Source organism: Rhizobium sp. WYCCWR10014, assembly GCF_001657485.1.
GTDB lineage: Bacteria > Pseudomonadota > Alphaproteobacteria > Rhizobiales > Rhizobiaceae > Rhizobium.
The window spans coordinates 143077-169518 of record NZ_LXFU01000037.1 but is presented as its reverse complement, the minus strand read 5'-3'; the positions used below and the strand labels follow the sequence as shown (position 1 = coordinate 169518).

Genomic DNA, 26442 nt, shown 5'->3' with positions numbered 1-26442 from the left:
AACTCCCATGATTGGTGTGTTCAGAGCCAAGGACGGATGGACGTGTGCCGATCCGACATCCACCACATTGTCTTTTATCGCTGATCTCAATCAGCCGGACAGGACCTTGGCGCTGTCGATGATTGCGATGCCATGCGCCCGCATTTCCTCGATGGCGGCGGCGACGCCTTCGGGGGTGATGCCGCGGCTTGCATCCTCGATGAAACGCACGCGAACGTCAGGCATCATCTCCAGGGCGTCGAGCGCGGAGAACTTGACGCAATAGTCGGTCGCAAGCCCGCAGACGTCGAGGTCGGTGACGCCCTGATCCTCGAGGAAATCGGAAAGGCCAGTCGAGGCATCGCGGTCATTGTCGCGGAAGGCCGAATAGCTATCGATATCAGGATCCTCGCCCTTCTGCTGGATCAGGTCGATCTCTTCGGATTTGAGTTCGGGATGCAGTTCGGCATCGAGCGTACCCTGAATACAGTGGTCGGGCCACATCATCTGCGGTTTGCCCGACAGTTCCCCCATCTCGAAGGGGGCGGCACCGGGATGGGCGGAGGCAAAGCTGCCATGGCCCGGCGGGTGCCAGTCCTGCGAGGCGACGATCAAATCGTATTTGCCGCTGTCGATCAGTCTGTTTGCGACCGGAACCACCTTGTCGCCGTCAGGCACCGGCAGATTGCCGCCCGGACAGAAGCCGTTCTGAATATCGACGAGCAGCAGCGCTTTCATCAAGGCCAATCCCTTCGCTTTATTGCAGTGTAAGACGCCAAGCACACTGAATGGATCAACTAGTGGATTTCCAGGCGCGGACGCGCAAGTGTTAATTCTGGCACTAGCGGTAGTAAGTCGTCGAAACAGAATGCTCTAATGCAATCATTACGATAGCTGGCGACGGTTCTCGTGTTGAAATGGAGCGGAGGGGGAGGGGGACGGGGACGGCTCGTGCATCATTTCCGGATCGCAGACACGGCCCGCGACGGTGACAATTGCCGGCAAATCGATCTGCCTGCGTAGGACGCTCTTGTGCGGCATCGATGGATCGAGGCTCCCCCGGCAGAGCCCGGATCTCGGCCGGCTAGACCGCCGCCACGTCTTCGGCTGCGGAATCACCTGCTGCGGCGGAAGCGCCGTAGGTATTGCGGTAGGCCTGAAGGGCTGTCTGCATATCGCTCAGCACCTTGGTGAGGAGCGGATCGCTATCACCTGAAGTCTTGATGCTGTTCGGATCGGCGGCGAGGAATTCGGACTCGGTCAACTTGCCGTCGCCATTCGTATCCATCGCGGCAAAGACGCCCTTGGTGTCGTCGTCGCCCTGATCGCTGCCGTCGCCCTGATCGTCGCTGCTATCGGTCTTCTGCATGGACAGCATCAGCGACAGGATGTCGGCGGTGATCTTTTTGACGATGTCGGTGCTGCTGTCGTAGCTGTGGGTCGACGCCGTGCCCGATGTCGAGGACTGCGAGGCGGCGGCCAACTCGTCCGCCGATATGACGCCGTCGCCATTCTTGTCGAGGCTGGACAGCGGAGACTGGTACTGGGTCACTGTGCTGCCGAGAGATGAAACACTGGTCACTGGAACCTCCTTTGAAAAGTTCGTCGTGAAGCCTGCCTTTCATGGGCGGGCAGCCTCTGGGCTAAGCTGATTTGCGCAAGGCGTCAAAGCGACGTTTTGACAGGGCAGGAGTGTGATTGACGACGTGAGGCAACGCACATCAACCTTTCGGTTGCCAAAGATTTTTCATTGAATTTATTGGTTTTTTTTGGCAGCCAGTTTGTTTGGGCGCGATTAAATTCATGCCGGCGTTGGCCCGAAATTGCCGTAACGCAGCGTGCGGAGGAGGTGTGGCCGGAGTGACCGGGTTTGCGCGGCTGCGACATTTTGTCTGCTTTCCGCGAGGGGCAACATCAGGCCGATCTTGCTCCGAGTCATGATTTCTGCCTTTCTTACTCAGAAGCAAGCCGGAACCGAAGCCATGTCACAGCCGGACCCCGACGAAAAGATCGATGCGACGTTTCGCAACGGGTCGCTGACGGCGGCCGGGATCATCCTCGGTTTCTCGCTCAATTTCATCAGCGTCTGGGTCTCCAACCCCAATGACTGGAGCCGCATCGATATTCTGCCGATGCTGTTCCTCGTCGTCGGCATCGCCGTCCAGGTGAAAGTCTTTGCCGATTTGCTGGCGCGGGACTCCCTGTTTGCCGCCAAATATGACCGGTCTCGCCGGCTGTTTCTCATCGGATTGGGAATCGTCGCCGCGGGAATAGGCATCGCCCTGATCAACGATATTCTCGGGCTCGGAAGGATGCGGATGCTCGGGTGAACGTTTTCGCGCCGTGTTGACGCGAGGTCACACGCGCTCGACGAACCCGTCCAATACCCGCTTCTGTCCGGCGCGGTCGAACTCGATCGTCAGCTTGTTGCCTTCGATGCCGGTGATGTTGCCGTTGCCGAATTTGAGGTGGAACACGCGGTCGCCGAGCGTGAATCTCGATGGTTCCGACGAGGTCGATTTCGCCACCAGTTCGCCTTCGATCGTGCGCCCCTTTGGACCGCTTTCGCCGTAGCCGATGCGTTCGACGGCGTGGCCGGAGCGGGTGCCCCAATTGTCGCGTGTGGCGTCGGTCTTGTTGGCCTGGGCGCGTTTCCAGCCGGGAGTGGAATAGGAATTGGCGAAGGGTTCGGCCTTGTCGAAGCGGGACTGGCCATAGCCGCCGCGGCCGTACCCGCCGTAGCTCTGCTCCATTTCGGCGACCTCGACATGGGTGACCGGCAGTTCGTCGAGGAAGCGCGAGGGCAGGGTCGATTGCCAGAGGCCATGGATGCGGCGGTTGGAGACGAACCAGATGTGGCAGCGGTGCTTGGCGCGGGTGATGCCGACATAGGCGAGGCGGCGTTCTTCTTCCAGGCCGGCGCGGCCGCTCTCATCCAGCGAGCGCTGGTGCGGGAAGAGGCCTTCTTCCCAGCCGGGCAGGAAGACGGTGTCGAATTCCAGGCCCTTGGCCGAGTGCAACGTCATGATCGAGACGGCGTCGAGGTTCTCGTTGGTCTCGGCGTCCATGACGAGAGAGACGTGCTCGAGGAAGCCGCGCATCGACTCGAAGCTTTCCATCGAGCGGATCAGTTCCTTGAGGTTTTCGAGGCGGCCGGGTGCTTCGGCGCTCTTGTCGTTCTTCCACATGTCGGTATAGCCGGACTCTTCGAGGATCTGCTCGGCAAGCTCGGTATGCGGTGTATTTTCAAGCAGTTCTTGCCATCGGCGGAAAGATTGAATCACGTCGAAGAGGGCTTTTCGCGCCTTCGGCTTCAACTCGTCCGTCTCGATGATGTCGGCGGCTGCCGCAAGCATCGGAATGTCGCGGGCACGGGCATAGTCGTGCAACGCGCGCACCGTCGTATCGCCAAGGCCGCGCTTCGGCGTGTTGATGATGCGCTCAAAAGCGAGGTCGTCGGAGGCTTGCGCGACCAAGCGGAAATAAGCCATGGCATCGCGTATTTCCAAGCGCTCGTAAAAGCGCGGGCCGCCGATGACGCGGTAATTGAGGCCGAGAGTGACGAAGCGGTCTTCGAATTCGCGCATCTGGAAGGAGGCGCGCACGAGGATCGCCATGTCGTTCAAGAGATGCTTGCCGCGCTGGAGCTGCTCGATTTCCTCGCCGATGGCGCGGGCTTCCTCCTCCGAATCCCAGGAGGCGTGGACCTGCACCTTGGCGTCGTCCGGATCGGAGCGGTCGGTGAACAGCGTCTTGCCGAGGCGGCCCTCATTATGGGCGATCAGATGGGCGGCGGCCCCGAGGATATGTTCGGTCGAGCGGTAGTTGCGCTCGAGCTTGATGACCTTGGCGCCGGGGAAGTCCTTTTCGAAGCGCAGGATATTGTCGACCTCCGCGCCGCGCCAGCCATAGATCGACTGATCGTCGTCGCCGACGCAGCAGACGTTCTGCAGCTCGCCCTTGGAGCGCTGGGCGAGAAGCCTGAGCCACATGTACTGGGCGGTGTTGGTGTCCTGGTACTCGTCGACCAGGATATAGCGGAAGCGGCCGTGATATTCCTTCAAGAGATCCGGGTTCTTGCGGAAGATCGCGATCGGATGCATCAGCAGGTCGCCGAAGTCGCAGGCGTTCAGCGTCGTCAGGCGCGCCTGATAGGCAAAGTAGAGATCGCGGCCGCGGCCATTGGCAAAGGCGCGGGCATCGCCCTCGGGGATATCGGCAGGGCCGAGACCCTTGTTCTTCCAGGTGTCGATCATGCCGGCGAACTGCTTGGCCGGCCAGCGCTTGTCGTCGAGGCCTTCGGCCTGGATGATCTGCTTGATCAGGCGGACGACGTCGTCGGTATCGAGAATGGTGAAATCGGAGCGCAGGCCGACGAGCTCGCCGTGGCGGCGCAGAAGTTTGACGCCGATCGAATGGAAGGTGCCGAGCCAGGGCATGCCTTCGACGGCGCCACCGACGAGCAACGCGATGCGCTCCTTCATCTCGCGGGCGGCCTTGTTGGTGAAGGTGACGGCGAGGATCTGCGAGGGGAAGGCGCGGCCGGTATTGAGGATATGGGCGATGCGGGTCGTCAGTACGCGCGTCTTGCCGGTGCCGGCGCCGGCCAGCACGAGAACGGGGCCTTCCAACGTTTCGACGGCTTCGGTCTGCTCGGGGTTCAGCCCGGCGAGGTAATCCGGCCGCTTGCCGCCGTCGCGAGCCGCCAAGGCGCGGGCGGCGATGCCGCCACCGGCGGCGGGCGCCCTTTCGGCGGGTGCGGCAGGCGGCTGCGGCTTGCGCGCCGTCTCGCCCGGCTCTTCGTCGAAGAAGGGCATATCGTCGAAACTATTGCTCATGGCGCGTAATGTAGTGATTCGGGAAGGAAAGACCAGAAAAGATGTTCTGCTTTCATTCCCGAGCCGGCGCTATTCCAAGCGGTAGGTTGCCGGCGGCAATGCCGCCGCCGAGCCCGGCTGTGGTCGCCATGCGGGCCGGCGGAGCTAAAATTTCGATCGCGGCGTGTCGGAACTGGTGCCGGTGGGGCGTCCTTGGGTCATCGGACAGCAAGTCCGGATCAACACCCGTCAACAAGGAGGCCGTTTCATGCCGAAGGTCGTTTCAAATCTCTGGTTCGCCGAGGAAGCGCGCGAAGCCGTCGAATTCTACGTGTCTGTTATCCCGGACTCCAGGATCGGCCGGACCACCATATTGCCGGCCGAAACGCCGAGCGGGCCTCCCGGCAGTGTCGAACTGATCGAGTTCACCCTCGCCGACCAGGCCTTCCTGGCGATGAAGGCCGGCCCGCTCGATAGCTTCAATCATTCCTTTTCGATCGCGATTCTTGTGGAAAGCCAGGCCGAGATCGATCGGATATGGGAGGCTTTCCTCGCCAATGGCGGCACGCCGGAGGCCTGCGGCTGGCTGAAGGACCGCTGGGGCCTTTCCTGGCAGATCGTGCCGCGCATGCTGTCCGAGATGATCGCCGACAGCAATCGCGAGCGGGCCAGGCGCGTGACCGAAGTGATGCTCGGCATGGTCAAGATCGATGTCGCCGCACTGGAGAAGGCATTCAACGGCTGAGTCGCGCGGGTGGGCGCATGATCACGATGCGGGGCGCATGGCTAGGATGCGCCCGTTTTCTAACATGTATGGAGCGGATCGGCACATGCTGTCCCGCATCGACTTTGGGCAGATTGACCGCCAAATCGTCGATTTCTCCAGTGCTCGAATCACGGGCGACATTGCACACCCTTTTCATCTTTCTGTCACGTCGCGAAATGTGCTGATACCGCAATGCACCCTTCTCAACTACAATAAGTAACAGTTTCGTAGAGTAAAAAAATAACCGGTGCATGCACGTTTTTGTGCATTGCCAGAAACAGCCGGTGAGCGTGGAATATACCTGCGAAACTATTGATTCTTAGGAATGTCGTGGCCATCTCCTTTGGTATGACGACCTAGAGCCTGTGGCATTAACCTTGAATGGAGGGCCCATGCTGAGCGAATCCGTATTTGATGCGTTCACTCGCAGCTATGATGCGCGTCGCGAAACCGATATGTCGATCGCGGAGTATCTCGACCTTTGCAAAAAGGAACCGCTTGCCTATGCCAATGCGACCGAGCGCCTGCTCGCCGCGATAGGCGAACCACAGATGGTCGACACCGCCAGGGACACGCGCCTCGGTCGGATATTCATGAACCGGACCATCCGGATTTATCCGGCCTTTGTCGGCTTCCACGGCATGGAAGAGACAATCGAACGCATCGTTTCCTTCTTCCGCCATGCGGCGCAGGGGCTCGAGGAGCGCAAGCAGATTCTCTATCTGCTCGGCCCGGTCGGCGGCGGCAAGTCATCGCTGGCCGAGCGGCTGAAGCTGCTGATGGAGCTTCATCCGATCTACGTGCTGAAGGCCGGTGACGAGATCAGCCCCGTTTTCGAAAGTCCGCTCAACCTCTTCGACCCGGACACGATGGGATCGCTCCTGCAGGAGCAATACGGCATTCCCTTGCGACGCCTAAGCGGACTGATGAGCCCGTGGTGCCTGAAGCGGCTCGATGATTTTGGCGGCGATATTTCCCGCTTCCGTGTCGTCAGAGTACAGCCTTCGCGGTTGCGCCAGATTGCGATCGCCAAGACCGAGCCTGGAGACGAGAACAATCAGGATATCTCGTCGCTGGTCGGCAAGGTTGATATTCGCAAGCTGGAGACCTATTCCCAGAACGATCCCGATGCCTACAGCTATTCTGGCGGCCTCAATCGCGCCAATCAGGGCGTGCTCGAGTTCGTCGAGATGTTCAAGGCGCCGATCAAGATGCTGCATCCGCTGCTGACGGCGACGCAGGAGGGGAACTATATCGGCTCCGAGAACATCGGCGCCATACCCTTCACCGGCATCGTGCTTGCGCATTCGAACGAAGCGGAATGGCAAACCTTCAAGGCCAACAAGAACAACGAGGCCTTCATCGACCGTATTTGCGTGATCAAGGTGCCCTATTGCCTGCGCGTCACGGAAGAGCAGAAGATCTACGAGAAGCTGATCGAGGGATCGGAACTCGCCGATGCGCCATGCGCCCCCGCGACGCTCGAAATGCTGGCCCGCTTCTCCGTGCTGTCGCGTCTGCGCAAGCATGAGAATTCGACATACTTCTCGAAGATGCGCACCTATGACGGCGAAAGCCTGAAGGAGACGGATCCGCGCGCCCGCAGTGTCCAGGAATATCGGGATGCCGCCGGCATCGACGAGGGCATGGACGGCATATCGACCCGCTTCGCCTTCAAGGTGCTCGCCTCCACTTTCAATCACGACACCACGGATATCGGCGCCGATCCGGTTCATCTGATGTATGTGCTGGAGCAGTCGATCCGGCGCGAGCAGTTTTCCGACGATGTCGAGAAGCGATATCTGGAATTCATCAAGGCCGATCTTGCGCCGCGTTACGCAGAGTTCATTGGAAATGAAATCCAGAAGGCCTATCTTGAGTCCTATGCGGATTACGGACAGAATCTGTTCGACCGCTACGTTGATTATGCCGATGCCTGGATCGAAGACGTGGACTTCAAGGATCCCGATACCGGCCAGCTTCTCGATCGCGAGCTCCTCAACCAGGAACTGACGAAAATCGAAAAGCCGGCGGGAATCGCCAATCCGAAGGATTTCCGCAACGAAATCGTCAAGTTCTGCTTGAGATCGCGGGCAGCCAACGGCGGAAAGAATCCGTCATGGACGAGCTACGAGAAAATCCGGGAAGTCATCGAAAAGCGAATGTTCTCGCAGGTCGAAGATCTTTTGCCGGTCATTTCCTTCGGATCGAAGAAGGATTCCGAAACGGAAAAGAAGCACAGCGAATTCGTCTCGCGCATGGCCGCGCGGGGCTACACGGAGAGGCAGGTTCGGCGCCTCGTCGAATGGTACATGCGCGTCAAACAGGCAAGTTAATGTGGAGCCAATATGCACATTGTCGACCGTCGGCTAAATCCGCGCGGTAAAAGTCTGGAAAATCGGCAGCGGTTTCTTCGGCGCATGAAAGGCGCCGTGCAGCAGGCGGTAAAACGTTCTCTGCAAAACCGCAACATTCGCGATGTGCTCGACGGCGGGGAAATCAGCCTGCCGATCGATGGAATGGCCGAACCGAACTTGAGAAGGGGCGACGGCGGCATCCGCGACCATATCCTGCCTGGAAACAGGGCCTTCGTCGAAGGCGACATTCTTCCGCGCCCGCCGGGGAGCAGGGGCGGAAAACCCAAGGATGCCGGTGAGGGCGATGGCGAGGACGGCTTCCGCTTCGTGCTGACGCGCGAGGAATTCCTCGATGTGTTCCTGGACGATCTGGAACTGCCTGACCTTGCCAAGCGGCGCCTGGCCGAAACCGAGGAGGAAACTCCGTTCCGTGCCGGTTATTCCGTGTCGGGATCGCCGTCCAATATCGCCGTCGGTCGCACGACCAGGCTCGCGATGATGCGCCGTGTCGCGCTTGGCCGTCCGCGCCGCGAAGAAATCGAAGCCCTGCAGCGGCAGATCGAGGAATGCGAGGAAGACGAGAGCCGGCTGGCGCTTGAGGCAAAACTCAAATCCCTGACGGAAAAAAGCCGGCGCATTCCCTATATCGATCCGCTCGACGTGCGGTATCGCCGCTTCGAAAACGAGCCGAAGCCTGTGGCGAAGGCCGTGATGTTCTGCTTGATGGACGTCTCCGGTTCCATGTCGGAACACATGAAGGACCTGGCGAAGCGGTTTTACCTGCTGCTCTACCTTTTCCTGTCGAAGCGCTACAAGAAAGTGGAGATCGTCTTCATCCGCCATACCGACAAGGCCGAGGAAGTCGACGAGGAAACCTTCTTCTATGGCCCGGCAACGGGCGGTACGCTGGTTTCCAGTGCGCTAGCGGCAATGCGGGCGATCATCGCGGCGCGTTTCGATCCGGCGGAATGGAATATCTATGGCGCCCAGGCCTCGGACGGTGACAACGCCCATTCCGACGGGAACCTGAGCGGACAGCTGCTGCGCGAGATTTTGCCGGTGTGCCAGTATTTCGCCTATATCGAGGTGGGCGAAGAAGGCGGTGACTCCTCAGTATCTCGCTCGCCGCTTTGGATGCTCTATGACGGGATCCGTTCCGAGCTGCAGCCGCTTTCGATGCGCAAGGTCTGCCGGCGAAACGAAATTTTCCCTGTTTTCCATGATCTCTTCCAGAAACGTGACGCACAGTCGAAGGTGACGCCATGACCATGACGATGAGGCCACGAGAGCGGCTGTTGTTCGAAGGTGCCGACTGGGACTTTTCAACACTCCAGCGCATCCACGACGCCTGCGAGGAGATCGCGATCGGCGAACTCGGCCTCGACGTCTATCCGAACCAGATCGAAGTCATCACCTCCGAGCAGATGCTGGATGCCTATTCCTCGACCGGCATGCCGCTCTTCTATCGCCATTGGTCCTTCGGCAAGCACTTCGCGCATCACGAAACCTTCTACCGCCGCGGGATGCGCGACCTTGCCTATGAGATCGTCATCAACAGCTCGCCCTGCATCTCCTACCTGATGGAGGAGAACACGGCGGCGATGCAGACGCTCGTCACCGCGCATGCGGCCTTCGGCCACAACCATTTCTTCAAGAACAACTATCTCTTCAAGCTCTGGACCGATGCGGAGGGCATCCTCGATTACCTCGATTTCGCCAAGGGTTATATCACCCGCTGTGAAGAACGTTACGGCGAGACGGCCGTCGAGCGTACGCTCGACGCAGCCCATGCGCTGATGTCGCACGGGGTGCATCGATACGCGGGCAAGACCACGATCGACCTTCGCCAGGAGGAGAAGCGACAGCAGGAGCGTCGCGCCCACGAAGAGCAGATGTTCAACGATCTGTGGCGCACGGTTCCCGTCGGCAAGGCCCGGAAGGCGGGTGACATCGGCCTGGAAAAACGCCGCGCCGCCCTCGGTCTTCCGCAGGACAACATCCTTTATTTTCTTGAAAAATCAGCGCCGCGGCTGCAGCCGTGGCAGCGCGAGATCCTTCGCATCGTCCGCCATGTCGCACAATATTTCCATCCCCAGCGGCAGACCAAGGTGATGAACGAGGGAACCGCCACCTTCGTCCACTACCAGATCATGAACCGGCTTCACGAGCGGGGGCAGATCAGCGACGGAAACTTCCTCGAATTCCTGAAGTCGCACGCCAACGTCGTGTTCCAGCCGAGCTATGACGACCGGCGGTTCTCGGGCTTCAACCCCTATGCGCTTGGTTTTGCGATGATGCAGGACATCGAGAGGATCGTTACGACGCCGACGGAAGAGGACCGCGCATGGTTTTCCGATATCGCCGGACGAGGCGATGCAATGGCCGTCCTGCGCGACATCTGGGCCAATTACCGAGACGAGAGCTTCATCAGCCAGTTCCTGAGCCCGAACCTGATCCGGCAGTTGCGGTTGTTCCATCTCTACGACGATCCGGAACAGACCGAGGGGGTACTGGTTTCGGCGATCCATAATGAGCGCGGATACTTGCGCATCCGCCGCCAGCTCTCCCGCGAATACGATATCGGTTGGACCGATCCGGCAATCGATATCGTCGATGTCGACCTCGCCGGCGACCGCCGCCTATTGCTGCAGCACATCGTCATGAATGGCTGCTATCTTCAGGAAAATGATACGAAGCTCGTCCTGCAGCATCTCGCCGATCTCTGGGGCTATGACGTGTTGCTTCAGGAAATCGACAGTTCCAGCACGGTGGCGAGAGAACACGCGGCGAGCCCGCGCAAGATCGTTCAATGATCCAGTTTTTTTCTTGAGGCGCCGGACTTCTTGCTCGCCGCTGGCTATCGGTATATATCATGATAGCTATCGCAATGCGGAGGCCATCATGGCAACGAGAACAGCCAAGATTTTTACGACCGGCCGCAGCCAGGCAGTCAGGCTCCCTGCGGAGTTCCGCTTCGAGGAGAGTGAGGTGTTCGTCCGTCGTGATCCGAAGACCGGCGATGTCATTCTGTCACGCAAGCCGGATTCGTGGGATGGTCTCTTTGAACTTTATGGCAAGGATCAGGTTCCGGACGATTTCCTGGGGCCAGACGACCGCAGCCAGCCTTCGCATGATCGTGATCCATTCGAGGGCTGGAAGGAATGACGGCCTGGATGCTCGATACCAATATAGTGAGCCATGTCATCAAGGGCGATCGGCCGGAGATCATCGAAAAATTGGCCGCGCTTCCGATGGAAGACATCGTCATCTCATCGATCACCGAAGGGGAGCTGTTCTACGGTCTTGCCAAGCGAGGCTATCCGATGGCGCTGTCGGAACGGATCCGCCAATTCCTGCTTCGGGTCGACGTTCTCCCTTGGGATCACGATGTCACGCGAACTTATGGCGACCTTCGCGCTGCCTGCGAAGCCAAAGGTGTGACTCTGGCGCCCCTCGATATGATGATTGCCGCTCATGCCGTTGCAACTGCCGCAACCCTCGTTACGCGCGACAAGGCTTTTGCTTGCGTTTCGGAGCCTTTGAAGGTCGATGACTGGGCAAATGAAGGAAGCTGAATCGTCCACGCCGCCTCTCATGCCCGGAAAGCGCGGGTCGACGATCAGCAATTACCGGTGGTAACGAACACAAAGGCTTAGTAACTTACCGCCGCTGCAATAGCCCATGATCTCCAATCGACCAGTTTCGGCCTTTGCAGTGACCTTTCCTGGGGCGGATAGCGCGGAGACGAAAGACCATGAGTGAAACGCGGCGCAAGCTGACGACGATCTTCTGTGCTGACGTGCAGGACTATACGCGGCTGATGGGGGCTGACGAGGAGGGGACGCTTGCAAGCCTGAAGCGCTGCCGGGAGGCGATGGGGCGCCTGATCGAAAGCCATGGCGGCCGCGTCATCAATACCTGGGGCGACGGGCTGATCGCCGATTTCCCGAGCGTGGTCGAGGCGGTGCGTGCGGCCGTCGACACCCAGAACGAACTCGCGGGTTTCAACGCCCGCCGCCCAGCCGACGGTCGCATGCTTTTCCGCATCGGCATCAATCTCGGCGACGTAATCGTCGAGGGCGACGACATCTATGGCGACGGCGTCAATATTGCCGCGCGCCTGCAGACGTCGGCTGCGGCAGGCGGCATCGTGATATCGAGCACCGTCTATGACCAGGTCCGCAACAAGGTGGCGGTCGGCTTCGAGTTTCTTGGGCCGCTGATGGTGAAGAATGTCGATGAAGGCGTGCCGAGCTACGCGGTGAAGATTGGCGATGCCAGGGACGAGACGCCGGCTGCCGAACGATCCGGCCCTGCGGGGCCGCAGCCGGCGCCGGTTATGGCGGCAGCTAAGGCCGAGATAACCCCAGTACCGGGCGGACGCAGGCTGTATGGCGTGCTCGGCGTCATCGCCGCCGTCCTGATCGGTATCAATTTTTTGTCGTGGCAGGGCGTCTTCTGGGCGCGGTTTCCTGTGCTCGCGCTTGCCGTCGTCGCGGCGCTCGCCTGGAACCGCGGCCAGACCCTGTTCAACCGCAAGATCACCTCGCTGGCGATCGTGGGGCTCGGCCTTGCCGGCATCAACCTCTTCACCTGGACGGGGCAGTTCTGGGCGGTGTGGCCGATACTGGGGATTGCGGCCGTGATGGGCGTGCGGTGGTCGATGCGTCGATAAGCATCCAACCCGCATCTTCAGAAATTTGCCCGAAAATCAGCGGTGTCAAAGACACGGGCGAGTGTTCATTCAAGCAAAAGTGAGCGGGCGGGTTATTTCCATTCTTTGCTGATATTACAAATCGGTAATGCCGGCTGCTTATGCTTGCCGGTAAGCTGTAAACGCGCGATATTGTCGCATCAGACGGGAATCTCGGACCCGCAGCGCCTCTTTCGACCGACCCTGGTCCAACCTCGAGTCCCTCCGGAGACGTGAATGGCCTTTTGGAAGCAGTTTGTACTTTCGCTCATCGTCATTATTGCCGGCTTTGCCGCGTGGGTTTTCTTTGTGCCCGGCGCTGGCGATACGATGCGCGATGCAGGCATTCCAGACAGCATCGTTTCCAAGATCGCGCCGAAGGCCGAAGAGACGGCCGATGCCGACGCTCCGGCCCGGGCGCAAGGGCAACGTGGTGAGGGGCAGGGACAGGGGAACCGCCGCAATGGCGGCGGGCGCAACAATACCGTTCTCGTCGCGACGCAGGCCGTCGTCCAGGGCGTCGTCAACGACCGGCTGAACGCCATCGGCACCGGTGATGCGATCCGCTCGGTGGCGGTCACGCCGCAGGCATCGGGCACGATCCGCGAAATCCTCATCAAGTCGGGCGACAGGGTGAAGGCCGGCCAGGTGCTCGCCAAGCTCGACAGCGAGGAGCAGGTGATCGCCCGCGGCCAGGCCGATGTGGCGGTCAAGTCCGCCGTCGAGAAGTCCAATCTCTATCATAACATCAAGTCCAGCGTGTCGCGCATGGACGTGTTCGATTCGGAGATCGCCGAGCAGGGCGCACGGCTGCAACTGCAGGCCGCCGAGCTCAATCTCGCACGGCGCAACATCACCGCGCCGATAGACGGCATCGTCGGCATCGTGCCGGTCAATATCGGCGACAACGTCACGACGAGCATTCCGATCGTCACGCTCGACGACCGTTCGGAAATCCTCGTCGACTACTGGGTGCCGGAGCGTTTCGCCAATACGGTGTCGGTCGGCCAGCCGGTCGAGGCGATGTCGGTGGCAAGGCCGGGACAGGTGTTTTCGGGCGTGGTCGAAGCCGTAGACAATCGGATCGATGCGGCAAGCCGTACGCTTCGTCTACGCGCCCGGATCGACAACAGTTCCGACGAGCTGCGCGCCGGCATGTCCTTCAGCGTCAGCATGAAATTTCCTGGCGACAAATATCCGGCTGTCGACCCGGTCTCCGTGCAGTGGGATTCGCAGGGCTCCTTCGTCTGGCAGGTCAACGACGACAAGTCGCGTAAGGTGCGGGTCAGCATCGTGCAACGCAACCCGGATTTCGTGCTCGTCAAAGCCGATCTCAAGGATGGCGACGTGATCGTGACGCAGGGCCTGCAGCGCGTGCGTGAGGGCGGGGCGGTGCGTGTGAGCGCCGATGTCGCCGCGACTGCGGAGGTCGCCACCCAATGAACGTGACCGAGATTCATCACGACAGGGCGGCGGGCAAGCAGAGCTTCACCGCACTTTTCGTTCGCCGGCCGATCCTGGCGCTGGTGTTCAACACGCTGATGGTCGTTGCCGGCCTTGCGGCATATGTCGGCGTCGAGGTGCGCGAACTGCCCGATGTCGACCGTCCCGTCGTCACCGTGCGCACCACCTTCGACGGCGCATCGCCGCAGACGATCGACCAGGAACTGACCAAGGTGATCGAGGGGGCGGTGGCGCGCGTCAGCGGCCTGAAATCGATTTCGTCGACCTCGTCCTTCGGTCAGAGCCGGGTGACGCTGGAATTCTCGGATGCGATCGATCTCTCGGTCGCCGCCAACGACGTGCGCGACGCGATTGGCCGCATCACCCAGAACCTGCCCGACGAAGCGGATGCGCCGCAGATCGTCAAGGCGGATTCGGATTCCTCGGCGATCATGCGCCTTGCCGTCACCTCCACCAATCTCAACATGGACGATCTGACCCAGCTCGTCGAAAACGAGGTGATCGATCGCCTCGCCTCCGTCGACGGGGTTGCCGACGTCGAGGAATATGGCGACCAGGAGAAGGTCTTCCGCGTCGACGTCGACCAGGGCGCGCTTGCCAGCCGCGGACTGACCATCGGCGACCTGACGAAGGCGCTCGACAATGCCGCTCTCGACGTGCCCGCCGGCTCGCTGAAGAGCAATACGCAGGATATCGTGGTGCGCGCCACCGCCAACCTGCAGACTCCGGCGGATTTTTCCAACGTCATCCTGCAGGACCGCGTCCGGCTCGGCGACGTCGCGACGGTGATGCTTGGGCCACGCGACGGCGAAACGGCGTTGCGCTCCAACGGCAAACCGGGCATCGGCCTCGGCATCATCCGCCAGGCGCAGTCGAATACGCTGAACATCTCGACCGGCATCAAGGCGGCCGTCGACCAACTGTCGAAGACGCTGCCCGAGGGCACGACGATCGCCATCACCAGCGACGACGCAGTCTTCATCCAGGGTGCGATCCACGAAGTGGTGCTGGCGCTGGTGCTCGCCGCCGTCATCGTCACCGCCGTCATCTACCTCTTCCTGCGCGACTGGCGGGCGACGCTGATCCCGGCAGTCAGCATGCCGGTGGCGCTGATCGGCACGCTGGCGGCGATCTACATGGTCGGCTTTTCGATCAACATCCTGACGCTGCTCGCGATCGTGCTGGCGACCGGCCTCGTCGTCGACGATGCGATCGTGGTGCTCGAAAATATCGTACGCCGGCGCTCCGAAGGCATGGGACCGCGCGCAGCTGCCGTGCTCGGAACGCGCGAGGTGTTCTTCGCCGTCATCGCCACGACGGCGACGCTGGCGGCGGTGTTCATTCCGCTCTCCTTCCTACCGGGACAGGTCGGTGGCCTCTTCCGCGAATTCGGCTTCGTGCTCGCCTTCTCGGTCGGGCTGTCGTCGATCGTGGCGCTTACGCTGTGTCCGATGCTTGCCTCGCGCATGCTGACCAAGCCTATGCTCGAAGATCACGGCATGCTCGGCCGCTTCGGCGGCGCGCTCGCCGATCTCTACAAATGGGCTCTGCATGGCTGTCTCAACGCGCCCTTCATCGTCATCCTGTTCTCGGTGATCTTTGCCGGTGCGGCACTCGTCGCTTTCTCAACAGTGAAGAGCGAGTTGACGCCCGAAGAGGACCGGTCGATGGTGATGATGCGGCTGACGACGCCCCAGGGATCGAGCCTCGAATATACCCGCGACAAGATGCAACTCGTCGAGGAATATCTGCAGCCGCTGGTCGACAGCGGCGACATCCGCAATATCTTCTCGATCTCCGGGCAGGGCGGTTCGCTGAATAGCGGCTTCATGGTGCTGACGCTCGCCCCCTGGGGAGAGCGTAACAGGACGCAGACGGAGATCGTCGGCGATATCAACCAGGCAGCCTCCAGGGTGCCGGCCCTGCGCGGCAATGCCATCTCCTCGAACAGCCTTCGCATCCGGGGCGCCGGCAGTGGTCTGCAGATGGCGCTGATCGGCAATGATCACGAAGCGCTGACGGCGGCGGCCGCCAAGCTAGTTCAGTCGCTCGAGGCCACCGGCCAGTATGATACGCCGCGCCTGACCAACGAGCCCAGCCAGGCGCAGGTGTCGGTGGCGATCGATCGCGAGCGCGCCTCGGATCTCGGCATCGACATAACCGGGCTTTCGACGGCAATCCAATCGCTGCTCGAAGGGCGCTCGGTGGTCGACGTCTTCGTCGACGGCGAATCCTATCCCGTGCTTCTGACCTCGACGACGCGGCCGATCGACGATCCGACCGACCTCGAGAACGTGTTCCTGAAGACCGGCGACGGCAAGATCGTGCCGATGTCGGTCATCGCCACGATGAAGGAAGGGTCGGTCGCGCCGCAGCTCAACCGCGAGCAGCAGCTCGCCTCCGTGGCGATCACCGCCGGCCTCAGGAACGGCATGTCGCTCGGGGATGCCGTCAAGCAGGTGACTGATCTCGCCGAGCCGCTGCTGCCGCCAGGCTCCCGCCTGTTGCCGCTCGCCGAGGCGGCGACGCTCGAAGAGAATTCGAGCGGCATGGCGCTGACCTTCGGTTTCGCCATCGTCATCATTTTCCTGGTGCTGGCCGCGCAGTTCGAAAGCGTGCTGTCCTCGCTGATCATCATGTCGACGGTGCCGCTTGGTCTTGCCTGCGCCGTCTTCGCACTTGTTATCACCGGCTCCAGCCTCAACATCTACAGCCAGATCGGCTTGGTGCTGCTCGTCGGCGTCATGGCGAAGAACGGTATCCTGATCGTCGAATTCGCCAATCAGCTGCGCGACCGGGGCGAGGATGTGCGGCCCTCGATCGAGAAGGCCTGCGCGCTGCGCCTTCGCCCCGTGATGATGACGATGATCGCCACTATCCTCGGCGGCGTGCCGCTGGTCTTTGCCCATGGCGCCGGCGCCGAAGCACGCGTTGCGCTCGGCTGGGTGATCGTCGGCGGTCTCGGTTTCGCGACGCTGGTGACGCTGTTCATCACGCCGGTCGCCTATCTGCTGCTTGCCCGCTTCGCCAAGCCGCACGCCCACGAGGAAGCGCGCCTGCACGAAGAGATGTCCGTCGCCACGCGGCCGCGCGCCGCACCCGACGACGAGCAGCTTCAGGCCGCCGAATAAGGTTTTATCCAATTACGAAACGCCGCCGGCCAACTTCGTCCGGCGGCGTTTCTTATGGTGTTTGAACCTTGCGAAATTAGCTAAATTACTTCTGAAGTTTAGTCGTTTGTTAAGCATAAACGGCAATGATTGTGACTAGTAACCGACTGGTCTTCTTCGTTTCTTGAAGGCTGCAATGCGCTGGAGTTTCAGCGACCCCGGACATGAATGTCCGTGCGGCACGGTTCATTTTTAGTTCAGTTTGCGTCTGTTGTGTTTTGGAGTTTAGTCCCGTGAGTATTTATCAGCGCGTCTCCGTGGATGCGGCGCTTCATGTGCTGCGCGATATCAATCGGAATATGACGGTCACGCAGAACCACATCACGACGGGTATGCGTGTCGAAAAGGCCAGCGACAACGCCGTCTACTGGTCGGTCGCCACCACCGCGCGGACCGACAATAAAGCCGTTTCGGCCATCCAGGATGCGCTCGGCATGGCCGCGGCGACGATGGGAACGGCCTATACCGGCGTTCAGAGCGTCATCGACGTCGTCTCCGAAATCAAGGCAAAGCTGGTTGCCGCAACCGAAGACGGCATCGACAAAAACAAGATCAACGAAGAGATCAAACAGCTGCAGGAGCAACTGCGTAGCGTTTCGGAATCGGCGACCTTCAACAGCGACAACTGGGTGGTCCTCACCAACGATGCGACGCCGACGCAGCCGCGCCAGATCCCGGCCTCGTTCATCCGCAACGCCGACGGAACGATCTCGATCGGCATGCTGAGCTACCATATCGACAATACGCCGGTGGGAGCGACGACCTCCAAGGACGCGCGCTACCTGATCGACGACCGTGCCACCGGTTCCGGCGAATACGGGGTGCTGACATCGGCCTCTTTCGCCACCGAACTCGGTGCTGCGCAAAATTACGTGCTGATGACGAGCAAGAACGGCACCACCACCGGGCAGGTGGTGATCTCGGTGACATCAAGCACGACGCAGGGCCAGATCGGCCAGATGATCAGCATCGTCGATGCCGCGCTGACACAGCTGACGACGGTCGGTTCGGCCTTCGGCGCGCTGGAAAAGCGCATCAACCTGCAGAACGACTTCGCCACGAAACTGCACGACAACATCACCACCGGCATCGGCCGGCTGGTCGATGCCGACATGGAGGAGGAGTCGAGCAGGCTGCGGGCATTGCAGACGCAGCAGCAGCTCGGCCTGCAGTCGCTGAACATCGCCAACGCCAGTTACGACACCGTGCGGCAGCTCTTCCAGAATTTTTAAAGATGCGTGTCATCCAGCCACTCGCCCTCGTGGTTCGAGACGGCCCTTGGGCCTCCTCACCATGAGGGCTGATCGTCGTACCCTGCCGCATCTTGCGGGACGCCGAGCGCTGCCCATTCGCGAAAGCTGGTGATATCAGCGCATCGCTGCAACATGGCTGCTGTTTTGGCGTCTGAAATTCCCCTATCAAGGGAACATCTTCATTTTCTTGCCGCAATCCTTGCCATTTGCTCGCATCAGTCGAACGGAGACCATCCTGTCCATGATCAAGAAATTCGTACTTCTAGCTATTGCCGCAAGCTATCTCAGCGCCTGCACGACGACCGATCCCTATACCGGTGAACAGAAGGTTTCCAACACAGCCGGCGGCGCGGCGCTTGGCGCTCTCGGCGGCGCTCTCGTCGGCGTGGCTGTCGGCGGCGGCGGCCACGGCAAGCGTAATGCAGCGTTGATCGGCGCAGGCGTCGGCGCTCTCGCAGGCGGTGCGATCGGCAATTACATGGACCAGCAGGAATCCGAGCTTCGCGCCCAGCTCGAAGGCACCGGCATTTCGGTGACCCGCAACGGCGACAACATCATCCTCAACATGCCGTCGAACATCACCTTCGACGTCGATCAGGACGCTGTGAAGCCGGGCTTCTATCCGACGCTGAATTCGGTGGCTATCGTACTGCGCAAGTTCAACCGCACACTGATCGACGTCAACGGCCATACGGATTCGACCGGCAGTCTGCAGCATAATCAGGACCTGTCGCAGCGCCGCGCACTGTCGGTTGCCGATTATCTCGGCGGCCAGGGCATCGACCAGCGCCGCGTCTCCGCCGTCGGTTTCGGCCCGTCCCAACCTGTCGCCTCCAATGCGAGCGAGGCCGGCCGCGCACAGAACCGCCGCGTCGAGATCCAGATCGCGCCGATTACACAGGGCTGATCAATTCAATAGGGAAGGCCGGGTCATTTTGCCCGGCCACCCATCGAATGGGACCCGAGCGTCAAGACGCTCGAGTTGACGGCGATCAACTGATGAGGCTGATGAGAACGGCGGCGACCACGGCAAACAGCAAGCCGCCGATGATTACGAGAGAAGTCTGACGCGGCGACATTTTCAAGATTGCGCCGACGACGCCCGCGATGACGATACTGGCGAGGCTCACGACGACGTCATTGTCGATGTTCAGCAATGTGAATATGACCATCGTCACGATCATCGACACCGCGATGATGACGAAGCCTTTCCAGGCTTCAGCCTTGGCATTCTTTGCGCCGAGAGCCCCTCCCACCGAACACGTCAGGATCGTTACAACCGCCAGTTCCACTTCCGTCATTGATTCCTCCGTCGCCGATGGAGGGACCTTTCACCGCTTTCCCAAAAATTTCAACTCAAGATCGTCGATGAATGAGTTGCTCCCCTCGGCTGTGGACAGGGCAAGGCGGTCGGCGATACGCCATCTGATCAGTGCTGCATTGTCGCGCCCTTGGTGATCTTATCGACGATTTTCTTTTCGGCGCGCAACGCGATGCCGACCACTTTCGCATCCTCGGGCGCGAACTCGGCGAAGACGGCGCGGTTGGCCGCATCGTGGCCGGTCGTAAACATCTCCTCGATGAAAAGAGAAGCGGTGACATCGCGCTCCAGCGCGCGGCGGTGGATGGCCGACATCGTCGCCTCGTCGGCGGAGAGCACGATGATCGGCTGGACCGATAACGGATTGTAGAGGTTTCCGGCACGATCCTTGTAGGGCTCACCGATAATTTCGGGGTGTCCGCCGGCGACGCCGGTCATCAGGAAGGCGGTGACGTTCAGCTTCTGCCAGCCGGCAAGATTGTTTCGCAGGACGACGGCAATTTTGGTATCAAACATCGGACGGTCTTTCACCTATCTACGGGTTATGGAGTATCGGACGCGTTGAATCAGGACTTACATCCGCAGGTCTTCGAAGGTCTTGAACGTTTGTGCGCGGGACCATCCGGCAACGCCATTCTGGCTGCGCCGGCCTTTCCCGGCATCGAGCGCATCGAGGCGCAGTTCTCAGGCAATGCTTTCGAGCCGCACCGGCACGACACCTACGCACTCGGCGTTACCCTGAAGGGGGTTCAGACCTTCCGCTATCGCGGCGAGCGGCGCTTCAGCCTGCCGGGACAGGTGATCGTGCTGCACCCCGATGAGGAGCATGACGGTGGGGCGGGGACGGAGGATGGGCTGCAATACCGTATGCTCTATCTGGAGCCGTCGCTGCTTCTTGAATGCCTGAAGGCGGATGGCGTCGGCCTGCCTTTTGTCGATGAACCCGTGATCGGCGATCCCGCGCTAGCGGGCGTGCTGCTGGCAGCACTTGGCGAACTCGACCGCGAACTGGACGCGCTTTTCGTCGACGATTTCGTATCGCAGGTGACGGGCGGGCTGTCACGGCATGCGCGCATGCCGCCGCGGCCGCTGGGCCTCGTCGCGTGGCGGCAGGTGCGGGCAGCACGGGATTATCTTGAGGCATATGCGACCCGGGCAGTGAATTCCGGCGAGCTTGAGGCGGTGACGGGTCTGGACCGTTTTGCGTTGTCTCGGCATTTCCGGGCGGCCTTCGCCACCAGCCCGCATCGCTATCTCCTGATGCGGCGGCTGCAGCGGGCGCGGGCGATGATCGGTGCGGGTGAGGGGATTTCCGATGTGGCGGCGGCGACCGGCTTTGCCGACCAGAGCCATCTCAACCGCCATTTCAAGAAAGCCTACGGCATGACTCCCGGCCAATGGGCGGCACTCGCGCACAACCCTAAGCAGGGCGCTAGACGGGATTTTCCGCAAGGCCGGAACGGCGCGCGATGAAACGGGCGAGCATCGGGCCGATCATCAGGATCACCAGGAAACGGCCGGTCTGCATTGCCATCACGAAGGGCACGTCGACATCGCTGGAGGCGGCGATGATGGCGACGGAATCGGCGCCGCCGGGGCTGGTGGCGAGATAGGCCGTCAGCGGATCGATGCCGGCGAAGACGTGAAGCGCTACCGCCATGCAGCCGCAGAGCGCCATCAGCAGCACGATGCAGGCCGATACTCTCGGCAGGGCACGCGCCACGTGCTTGAGGATTGAGCGGGTGAAACGCAGGCCGATGCTCCAGCCGACGAGCGCATAGGCGATGGCGAGCAGCCACATCGGTAGCTCAATTTTCAGCAGGCCCATGCCCTGCAGCAAGGCGCCGAGAAAGAGCGGCACGATGATCGTGCCGCCCTGGAGGCGCAGGCGCCAGACGCCATAGGCACAAAAGGCGGCAAAAGCCATCGTTGCTGCAAAGGCCGGCCAGTCGATCTCGGGAAAGAGGACAAGCGGCGGCGGCTCGGCGCCGTCGGCTGCCACCCACAGGCGCGAGATCACGGAGGCACCGACGGCGACGAAGACAACGCGCAGATACTGCATGAAGGCGACGAGACGGGCATCGGCGCCATAGGCTTCCGACATGATGACCATGGCGGAGGCGCCGCCCGGCGAGGAACCCCAGACCGCCGTCGTTCCCGGCAGCACCTGCCAGCGCGTCAAAAGCCAGCCGAGGCCGGTGGCGATGGCGATCACCGAGAAGATGAACAGCAGAAAGAGTGGTGCGTCCTTCGCCATGGTGCCGAGAATGTCAGGGGTGATGGTGCGCGCCATCATCAGGCCGACGAGGACCTGGCCGAACTGCAGCGGCCAGAAGGGCACGCGAAGCTTTCCTTTGCCGACGGTCAGCGCCAGTGCGATTGCCGCGACCATCGGTCCGATCAGCAGCGAGGCCGGCAGTGCGAAGAGTTCGAGGAAGACGACGAGAGCTGTGGAAAGCGCCAACAGCAGCGCCCATTTCGGCAGGCCGGCATCCCGCAGCAGGCGGCTTGCGTCGCTGAGTGACATGATCCCCGTGTCTTTCCTGGCCGGCGCCAAGCCCTGAGGCTGAAGGTGGGAGGGGGCTCCGGCATGACGAAGAAAGGCCGGCTGCAGGAGCCGGCTGGCGCGGGTCCGGTATAGGCGGGTGGAAGACGAGCGGTCAATTGCGAAATTTTGCCTCTCGGCGCCTTAAGATGCGAATTTGATTCATGCTGTCGCTCTAAGCCATTGTTTTTACGCATGTCGACCTCCGAAGCCGCTGCACGGTTTGGGGCGGAGTGCCGTCAGAAACGCACATGGCTGGCGAGAAAATCAAGCAGGGCGCGTACACGCGCCGGCAGATGGCCACCCTGGCCCATATAGAGGGCGTAGAACTCCTCGAGATCGCCGGGATTGGCCTCTTCAAGCACCGGCACTAGGCGCCCGGCATCGATATCGGCGCGCACGGTGAAGACGGCGAGCCGGGCAAGGCCGGCGCCTGACAAAGCGAGGTGACGCATGGCTTCGCCGTCTCCCACCTGCAGGCCCGGAGCGAGCGGGATCATCACCGTTTCTCCGTGCTCTCGCAGCGGCCAACCCTCGATGGCGCGGGCGTAGGAAAAGCCGATGCGGCAATGGCGGCGGAGATCGGCGGTCGAGCGTGGTTTGCCGTGACGCGAGAGATAATCCGGCGATGCGACGATGATCTTCCTGGTGGCGCCGAGCTTGCGGGCGATCAGGCTGGAATTCTTCAAGGGGCCGGCGCGGATCGCGACATCGGCGCGCTCCTCCATCAGGTCGACTATCCTGTCGGTATGAGAAATATCCAGCGTCACGGCCGGATGAAGCGCCATGAACGCAGGCACGAGCGGCGCCAGCACATGGTTGCCGAAAGAGCCGCTGGTGTTGATGCGGATGCGGCCTGAGGCCTGTTCGCCCGTCGATGCCTGACGTTCGGCCTCGGCGATATCGGCAAGGATGGTGATGCAGCGCTCGTAGAAGGCGCAGCCTTCCGGCGTCAATTGCAGCTTGCGGGTCGAGCGGTTGACGAGGCGGGCGCCGAGGCGCGTCTCCAGGCGGGCGAGGAGCTTGCTGACAGCTGACGGCGTCATGCGCCGGGCCGTGGCCGCCGCAGAAAAGCCGCCGCGCTCGACGACGCTGACGAAGACTTCCATTTCGCCGGAGCGGTTGATGTCCTGACGGCTCATGATGAATTCAAGTCACAGATGATTTGCTGATAGGCAATCTATATCATCGAATGCCCGCGGTCTATCTCATAGGAAATACGGGAGACAGATCCATGGACTATCGAAATCTCGGTGCCTCCGGCCTCAGGGTGCCGGTCTTGAGCCTCGGCGCGGGCACATTCGGCGGCAGCGGGCCGCTGTTCGGCGCTTGGGGCAATACCGATGCCGAGGAAGCGCGGCGGCTGGTCGACATCTGCCTTGAAGCCGGTGTCAATCTCTTCGACACGGCCGACGTCTATTCGGCCGGCGCCTCCGAGGAGGTGCTCGGCCAGGCGATCCGCGGCCGGCGCGACGCTGTGCTGATCTCGACGAAGACGGCGCTGCCGATGGGCGAGGGGCCGCAGGACTGGGGAACGTCGCGGGCGCGGCTGATCCGCGCGACCGAGGATGCGCTGCTCAGGCTCGGGACCGACTATATCGACCTCTTGCAGCTTCACGCCTTCGATGCCTCGACGCCGGTCGAGGAGGTGCTGTCGACGCTCGACGGGCTCGTTGCCGCAGGCAAGATCCGCTATGTCGGCGTTTCCAATTTTGCCGGCTGGGAACTGATGAAGTCGCTCGCGGCCGCCGAGCGCCACGGCTATCCGCGTTATGTCGCCCATCAGGTCTATTATTCGCTGGCAGGGCGCGACTACGAATGGGAGCTGATGCCGCTTGGCGCCGACCAGGGTGTGGGAGCCCTCGTCTGGAGCCCGCTCGCCTGGGGTCGGTTGACCGGCAAGATCCGCCGCGGCCAGCCGCTGCCCAAGGCAAGCCGGCTGCACGAGACGGCGCAATACGGCCCGCCTGTCGACGACGAAAAGCTATTCGACATCGTCGAGGTGCTGGACGCCATTGCAGGTGAGACCGGCCGGACGGTGCCGCAGATCGCCATCAACTGGCTGCTTAACCGGCCGACGGTATCGAGCGTCATCATTGGCGCCCGCAACGAGGAACAGCTCCGGCAGAACCTCGACGCGGTCGGCTGGAGCCTGTCGAGGGAGCAGATCGAAAGGCTCGACGCCATAAGCACTGTCACGGCGCCCTATCCCTACTTTCCCTATCGCAGGCAGGAGGGTTTTGCCCGGCTCAATCCGCCGATCGTCTGAGTGCCGGGGACGGCGGATTTGTCTATGGCAGCCGGCTATAACAAAGTGGGAATGAAATCTTCTGCCAAACTTAACTGGACAGCCGCTTTGACTTGCCGCATACCCAGCCTGCTGCATAATTCCTTAAATCGGAATCGATTTAAGGATGAAATTATGCAGTAATTTTAGGGTTCTACAGCGTCCTTTGCTCGTCTGAAAAGTCGCGCGGCGCTGTAGCCTGCGGAACACGATATGGTTTCTGCGGAATGGCAGGGAGATTAACGGGATGGCGCTGAAGGACGCGAAGGCGGGCACACGCAACGAGGTGGGAATTGCCGCGGTGCTCGGCATTCTCAAGCAGAGCTTCGGCGAGCGGTTCCAGACCGGCCAGTCCTTTCGCGAACAGCATGCCCATACGACCACCTATATCCCGTCGCAACTGCCCGACGGCGTGCTCTTCGCCGAGAGCGCCGAGGATGTGAAGGCAGCAGTCAGAGCCTGTGCGACCCACAAGGTGCCGGTGATCGGTTTCGGTGTCGGTACCTCGCTGGAGGGGCAGGTCAACGCCGCCAATGGCGGCATTTCGATCGATTTCAGCCGCATGAGCCGGGTGCTTGAGGTCAATCCCGAAGATCTCGACTGCACCGTCGAACCGGGTGTCACACGCGAGGCGCTGAACATCCACCTGCGCGATACCGGGCTGTTCTTCCCGATCGATCCCGGCGCCAACGCCTCGATCGGCGGTATGGCCTCGACGCGGGCCTCAGGCACCAATGCCGTGCGCTACGGAACGATGAAGGACAATGTGCTTGCCGTCACTGCGGTCACCGCCAATGGCGAGGAGATCCGCACGGCCCGGCGCGCCCGTAAATCCTCGGCAGGCTACGATCTGACGCGGCTCTTCGTCGGCGCCGAGGGCACGCTCGGCATTCTGACCTCGGTGACGCTGCGCCTGCAGGCGATCCCCCAGAAGATTGCCGGAGGGGCCTGTGCCTTTCCGAGCATCAAGGCCGCCTGCGATGCCGTCATCATGACGATCCAGATGGGCATTCCGGTGGCGCGCATCGAGCTTCTCGACACGGTGCAGATGCGGGCCTGCAACGCCTATTCCAAGCTTTCCTATGCCGAAAGCCCAACGCTGTTCCTCGAATTCCACGGCACCGACGAGACCGTGCCGCTGCAATCGGCTGCCTTTGCCGAGATCGCCGCCGAATGCGGCGGCGGCGAATTCCTATGGACCGCCAATGCCGAGGAGCGGACGAAGCTCTGGAAGGCGCGCCACGACGCCTATTGGGCTGCAAGGGCGCTGGCGCCCGGGCTTGCCGCACTTTCGACCGATGTTTGTGTTCCGATATCGAGGCTCGCAGATTGTGTTTCCGAAACGCAGGCGGATATCGAGGAGCACGGGCTGTTGGGTCCTATCGTCGGCCATGCCGGCGACGGGAACTTCCATGTGCTGCTGTTGTTCGACGACAAAAGTGCCGAAGACATCGCCAGGGCTGAGAGCTTCGTGCAGCGACTCAACCAGCGGGCGCTCGACCTGGACGGGACATGCACCGGCGAACACGGGATCGGGCAAGGCAAGATGGCGTTTCTGGAACAGGAGCTCGGCGGCGCGGTGGATCTGATGCGACAGGTGAAACAGGCGCTCGATCCGGACGATATCTTCAATCCCGGCAAGATTTTCCACCATGGCTGAAAACGGAACATTCTCATGAAGTTGGGTCTTGCCCCCGGCATGAATAGCGCTAGAACAGGATGATGTCGGGCCGGCTCGCCCTGAAATCTGAATCCTGTTCTCAATTAAAGAGTTAGGGCATGATGTCGTC

The 26442-nt window shown here is 61.3% G+C and carries 22 protein-coding genes; 15 read left to right on the top strand and 7 right to left on the bottom strand.

Features of this window, described 5'->3' with window-relative positions:
• Nucleotides 1-90: 90 nt before the first annotated feature.
• Nucleotides 91-717 carry a bifunctional nicotinamidase/pyrazinamidase gene (gene pncA / locus A6U98_RS17660; protein WP_064651776.1) on the bottom strand — a complete coding sequence of 209 codons (627 nt, stop codon included), beginning with the start codon at nucleotides 715-717 and terminating at the stop codon, nucleotides 91-93.
• Between the two features lie 346 nt (nucleotides 718-1063).
• Nucleotides 1064-1561 (bottom strand): EF-hand domain-containing protein, encoded by a 498-nt coding sequence (locus A6U98_RS17655; protein ID WP_064651775.1) that lies wholly within the window; start codon nucleotides 1559-1561, stop codon nucleotides 1064-1066.
• Nucleotides 1562-1961: 400 nt separating this feature from the next.
• Between A6U98_RS17655 and A6U98_RS17650 the strand changes: the two genes are divergently transcribed.
• On the top strand, nucleotides 1962-2309 hold the full coding sequence (locus A6U98_RS17650; RefSeq protein ID WP_064652259.1) for a hypothetical protein: 348 nt from the start codon (nucleotides 1962-1964) through the stop codon (nucleotides 2307-2309).
• 27 nt (nucleotides 2310-2336) lie between these two features.
• Here the strand turns inward: A6U98_RS17650 and A6U98_RS17645 are convergent, their stop codons facing one another.
• Nucleotides 2337-4817 (bottom strand): UvrD-helicase domain-containing protein, encoded by a 2481-nt coding sequence (locus A6U98_RS17645; protein ID WP_064651774.1) that lies wholly within the window; start codon nucleotides 4815-4817, stop codon nucleotides 2337-2339.
• Between the two features lie 247 nt (nucleotides 4818-5064).
• On the opposite strand from A6U98_RS17645, the gene A6U98_RS17640 reads away from it, so the two are divergent.
• From A6U98_RS17640 to A6U98_RS17590, 11 genes are all read left to right on the top strand, one after another.
• Nucleotides 5065-5541: a VOC family protein gene (locus A6U98_RS17640; RefSeq protein ID WP_018242832.1), complete on the top strand. Its 477-nt coding sequence runs from the start codon at nucleotides 5065-5067 to the stop codon at nucleotides 5539-5541.
• A gap of 413 nt (nucleotides 5542-5954) precedes the next feature.
• On the top strand, nucleotides 5955-7898 hold the full coding sequence (locus A6U98_RS17635) for a PrkA family serine protein kinase (protein ID WP_064651773.1): 1944 nt from the start codon (nucleotides 5955-5957) through the stop codon (nucleotides 7896-7898).
• Between the two features lie 12 nt (nucleotides 7899-7910).
• The gene (locus tag A6U98_RS17630) at nucleotides 7911-9185 is read left to right on the top strand and encodes a YeaH/YhbH family protein (RefSeq protein ID WP_064651772.1); all 1275 of its coding nucleotides are present in this window, start codon (nucleotides 7911-7913) and stop codon (nucleotides 9183-9185) included.
• A complete protein-coding gene (locus tag A6U98_RS17625) occupies nucleotides 9182-10732 on the top strand; it encodes a SpoVR family protein (RefSeq protein ID WP_064651771.1) in 1551 nt (516 codons plus the stop codon). The genes A6U98_RS17630 and A6U98_RS17625 overlap by 4 nt, the downstream gene beginning before the upstream one ends.
• Before the next feature lie 88 nt (nucleotides 10733-10820).
• The gene (locus tag A6U98_RS17620) at nucleotides 10821-11084 is read left to right on the top strand and encodes an AbrB/MazE/SpoVT family DNA-binding domain-containing protein (protein WP_064651770.1); all 264 of its coding nucleotides are present in this window, start codon (nucleotides 10821-10823) and stop codon (nucleotides 11082-11084) included.
• Nucleotides 11081-11494, top strand: coding sequence for a type II toxin-antitoxin system VapC family toxin (locus A6U98_RS17615; RefSeq protein ID WP_064651769.1), 414 nt, complete (start codon nucleotides 11081-11083; stop codon nucleotides 11492-11494). The genes A6U98_RS17620 and A6U98_RS17615 overlap by 4 nt, the downstream gene beginning before the upstream one ends.
• A gap of 179 nt (nucleotides 11495-11673) precedes the next feature.
• Nucleotides 11674-12594, top strand: a complete 921-nt coding sequence (locus A6U98_RS17610) for an adenylate/guanylate cyclase domain-containing protein (RefSeq protein WP_064651768.1) — start codon at nucleotides 11674-11676, stop codon at nucleotides 12592-12594.
• 255 nt (nucleotides 12595-12849) lie between these two features.
• Complete coding sequence (locus tag A6U98_RS17605) at nucleotides 12850-14055, top strand: efflux RND transporter periplasmic adaptor subunit (RefSeq protein WP_064651767.1); 1206 nt, start codon at nucleotides 12850-12852, stop codon at nucleotides 14053-14055.
• On the top strand, nucleotides 14052-17207 hold the full coding sequence (locus tag A6U98_RS17600) for an efflux RND transporter permease subunit (protein ID WP_064651766.1): 3156 nt from the start codon (nucleotides 14052-14054) through the stop codon (nucleotides 17205-17207). Before A6U98_RS17605 ends, A6U98_RS17600 begins: the two co-directional genes overlap by 4 nt.
• 272 nt (nucleotides 17208-17479) lie before the next feature.
• Nucleotides 17480-18478, top strand: a complete 999-nt coding sequence (locus A6U98_RS17595) for a flagellin (protein WP_064651765.1) — start codon at nucleotides 17480-17482, stop codon at nucleotides 18476-18478.
• Between the two features lie 262 nt (nucleotides 18479-18740).
• Nucleotides 18741-19406, top strand: a complete 666-nt coding sequence (locus A6U98_RS17590; protein WP_012758248.1) for an OmpA family lipoprotein — start codon at nucleotides 18741-18743, stop codon at nucleotides 19404-19406.
• Nucleotides 19407-19491: 85 nt separating this feature from the next.
• On the opposite strand, the gene A6U98_RS17585 is transcribed toward A6U98_RS17590, so the two are convergent.
• Complete coding sequence (locus A6U98_RS17585; protein WP_064651764.1) at nucleotides 19492-19800, bottom strand: hypothetical protein; 309 nt, start codon at nucleotides 19798-19800, stop codon at nucleotides 19492-19494.
• A gap of 128 nt (nucleotides 19801-19928) precedes the next feature.
• Complete coding sequence (locus tag A6U98_RS17580; RefSeq protein ID WP_064651763.1) at nucleotides 19929-20336, bottom strand: DUF2000 family protein; 408 nt, start codon at nucleotides 20334-20336, stop codon at nucleotides 19929-19931.
• Nucleotides 20337-20381: 45 nt separating this feature from the next.
• On the opposite strand from A6U98_RS17580, the gene A6U98_RS17575 reads away from it, so the two are divergent.
• A complete protein-coding gene (locus tag A6U98_RS17575) occupies nucleotides 20382-21293 on the top strand; it encodes an AraC family transcriptional regulator (RefSeq protein ID WP_064651762.1) in 912 nt (303 codons plus the stop codon).
• Here the strand turns inward: A6U98_RS17575 and A6U98_RS17570 are convergent.
• Both A6U98_RS17570 and A6U98_RS17565 read right to left on the bottom strand, forming a co-directional pair.
• Nucleotides 21253-22347, bottom strand: a complete 1095-nt coding sequence (locus A6U98_RS17570; protein ID WP_064651761.1) for an AbrB family transcriptional regulator — start codon at nucleotides 22345-22347, stop codon at nucleotides 21253-21255. The genes A6U98_RS17575 and A6U98_RS17570 overlap by 41 nt on opposite strands.
• A 257-nt stretch (nucleotides 22348-22604) precedes the next feature.
• Nucleotides 22605-23507 carry a LysR family transcriptional regulator gene (locus A6U98_RS17565; RefSeq protein WP_064651760.1) on the bottom strand — a complete coding sequence of 301 codons (903 nt, stop codon included), beginning with the start codon at nucleotides 23505-23507 and terminating at the stop codon, nucleotides 22605-22607.
• Nucleotides 23508-23599: 92 nt separating this feature from the next.
• Between A6U98_RS17565 and A6U98_RS17560 the strand changes: the two genes are divergently transcribed.
• Nucleotides 23600-24634, top strand: coding sequence for an aldo/keto reductase (locus tag A6U98_RS17560; RefSeq protein ID WP_064651759.1), 1035 nt, complete (start codon nucleotides 23600-23602; stop codon nucleotides 24632-24634).
• 265 nt (nucleotides 24635-24899) lie between these two features.
• The gene (locus A6U98_RS17555) at nucleotides 24900-26312 is read left to right on the top strand and encodes an FAD-linked oxidase C-terminal domain-containing protein (protein WP_064651758.1); all 1413 of its coding nucleotides are present in this window, start codon (nucleotides 24900-24902) and stop codon (nucleotides 26310-26312) included.
• Nucleotides 26313-26442: the final 130 nt, after the last annotated feature.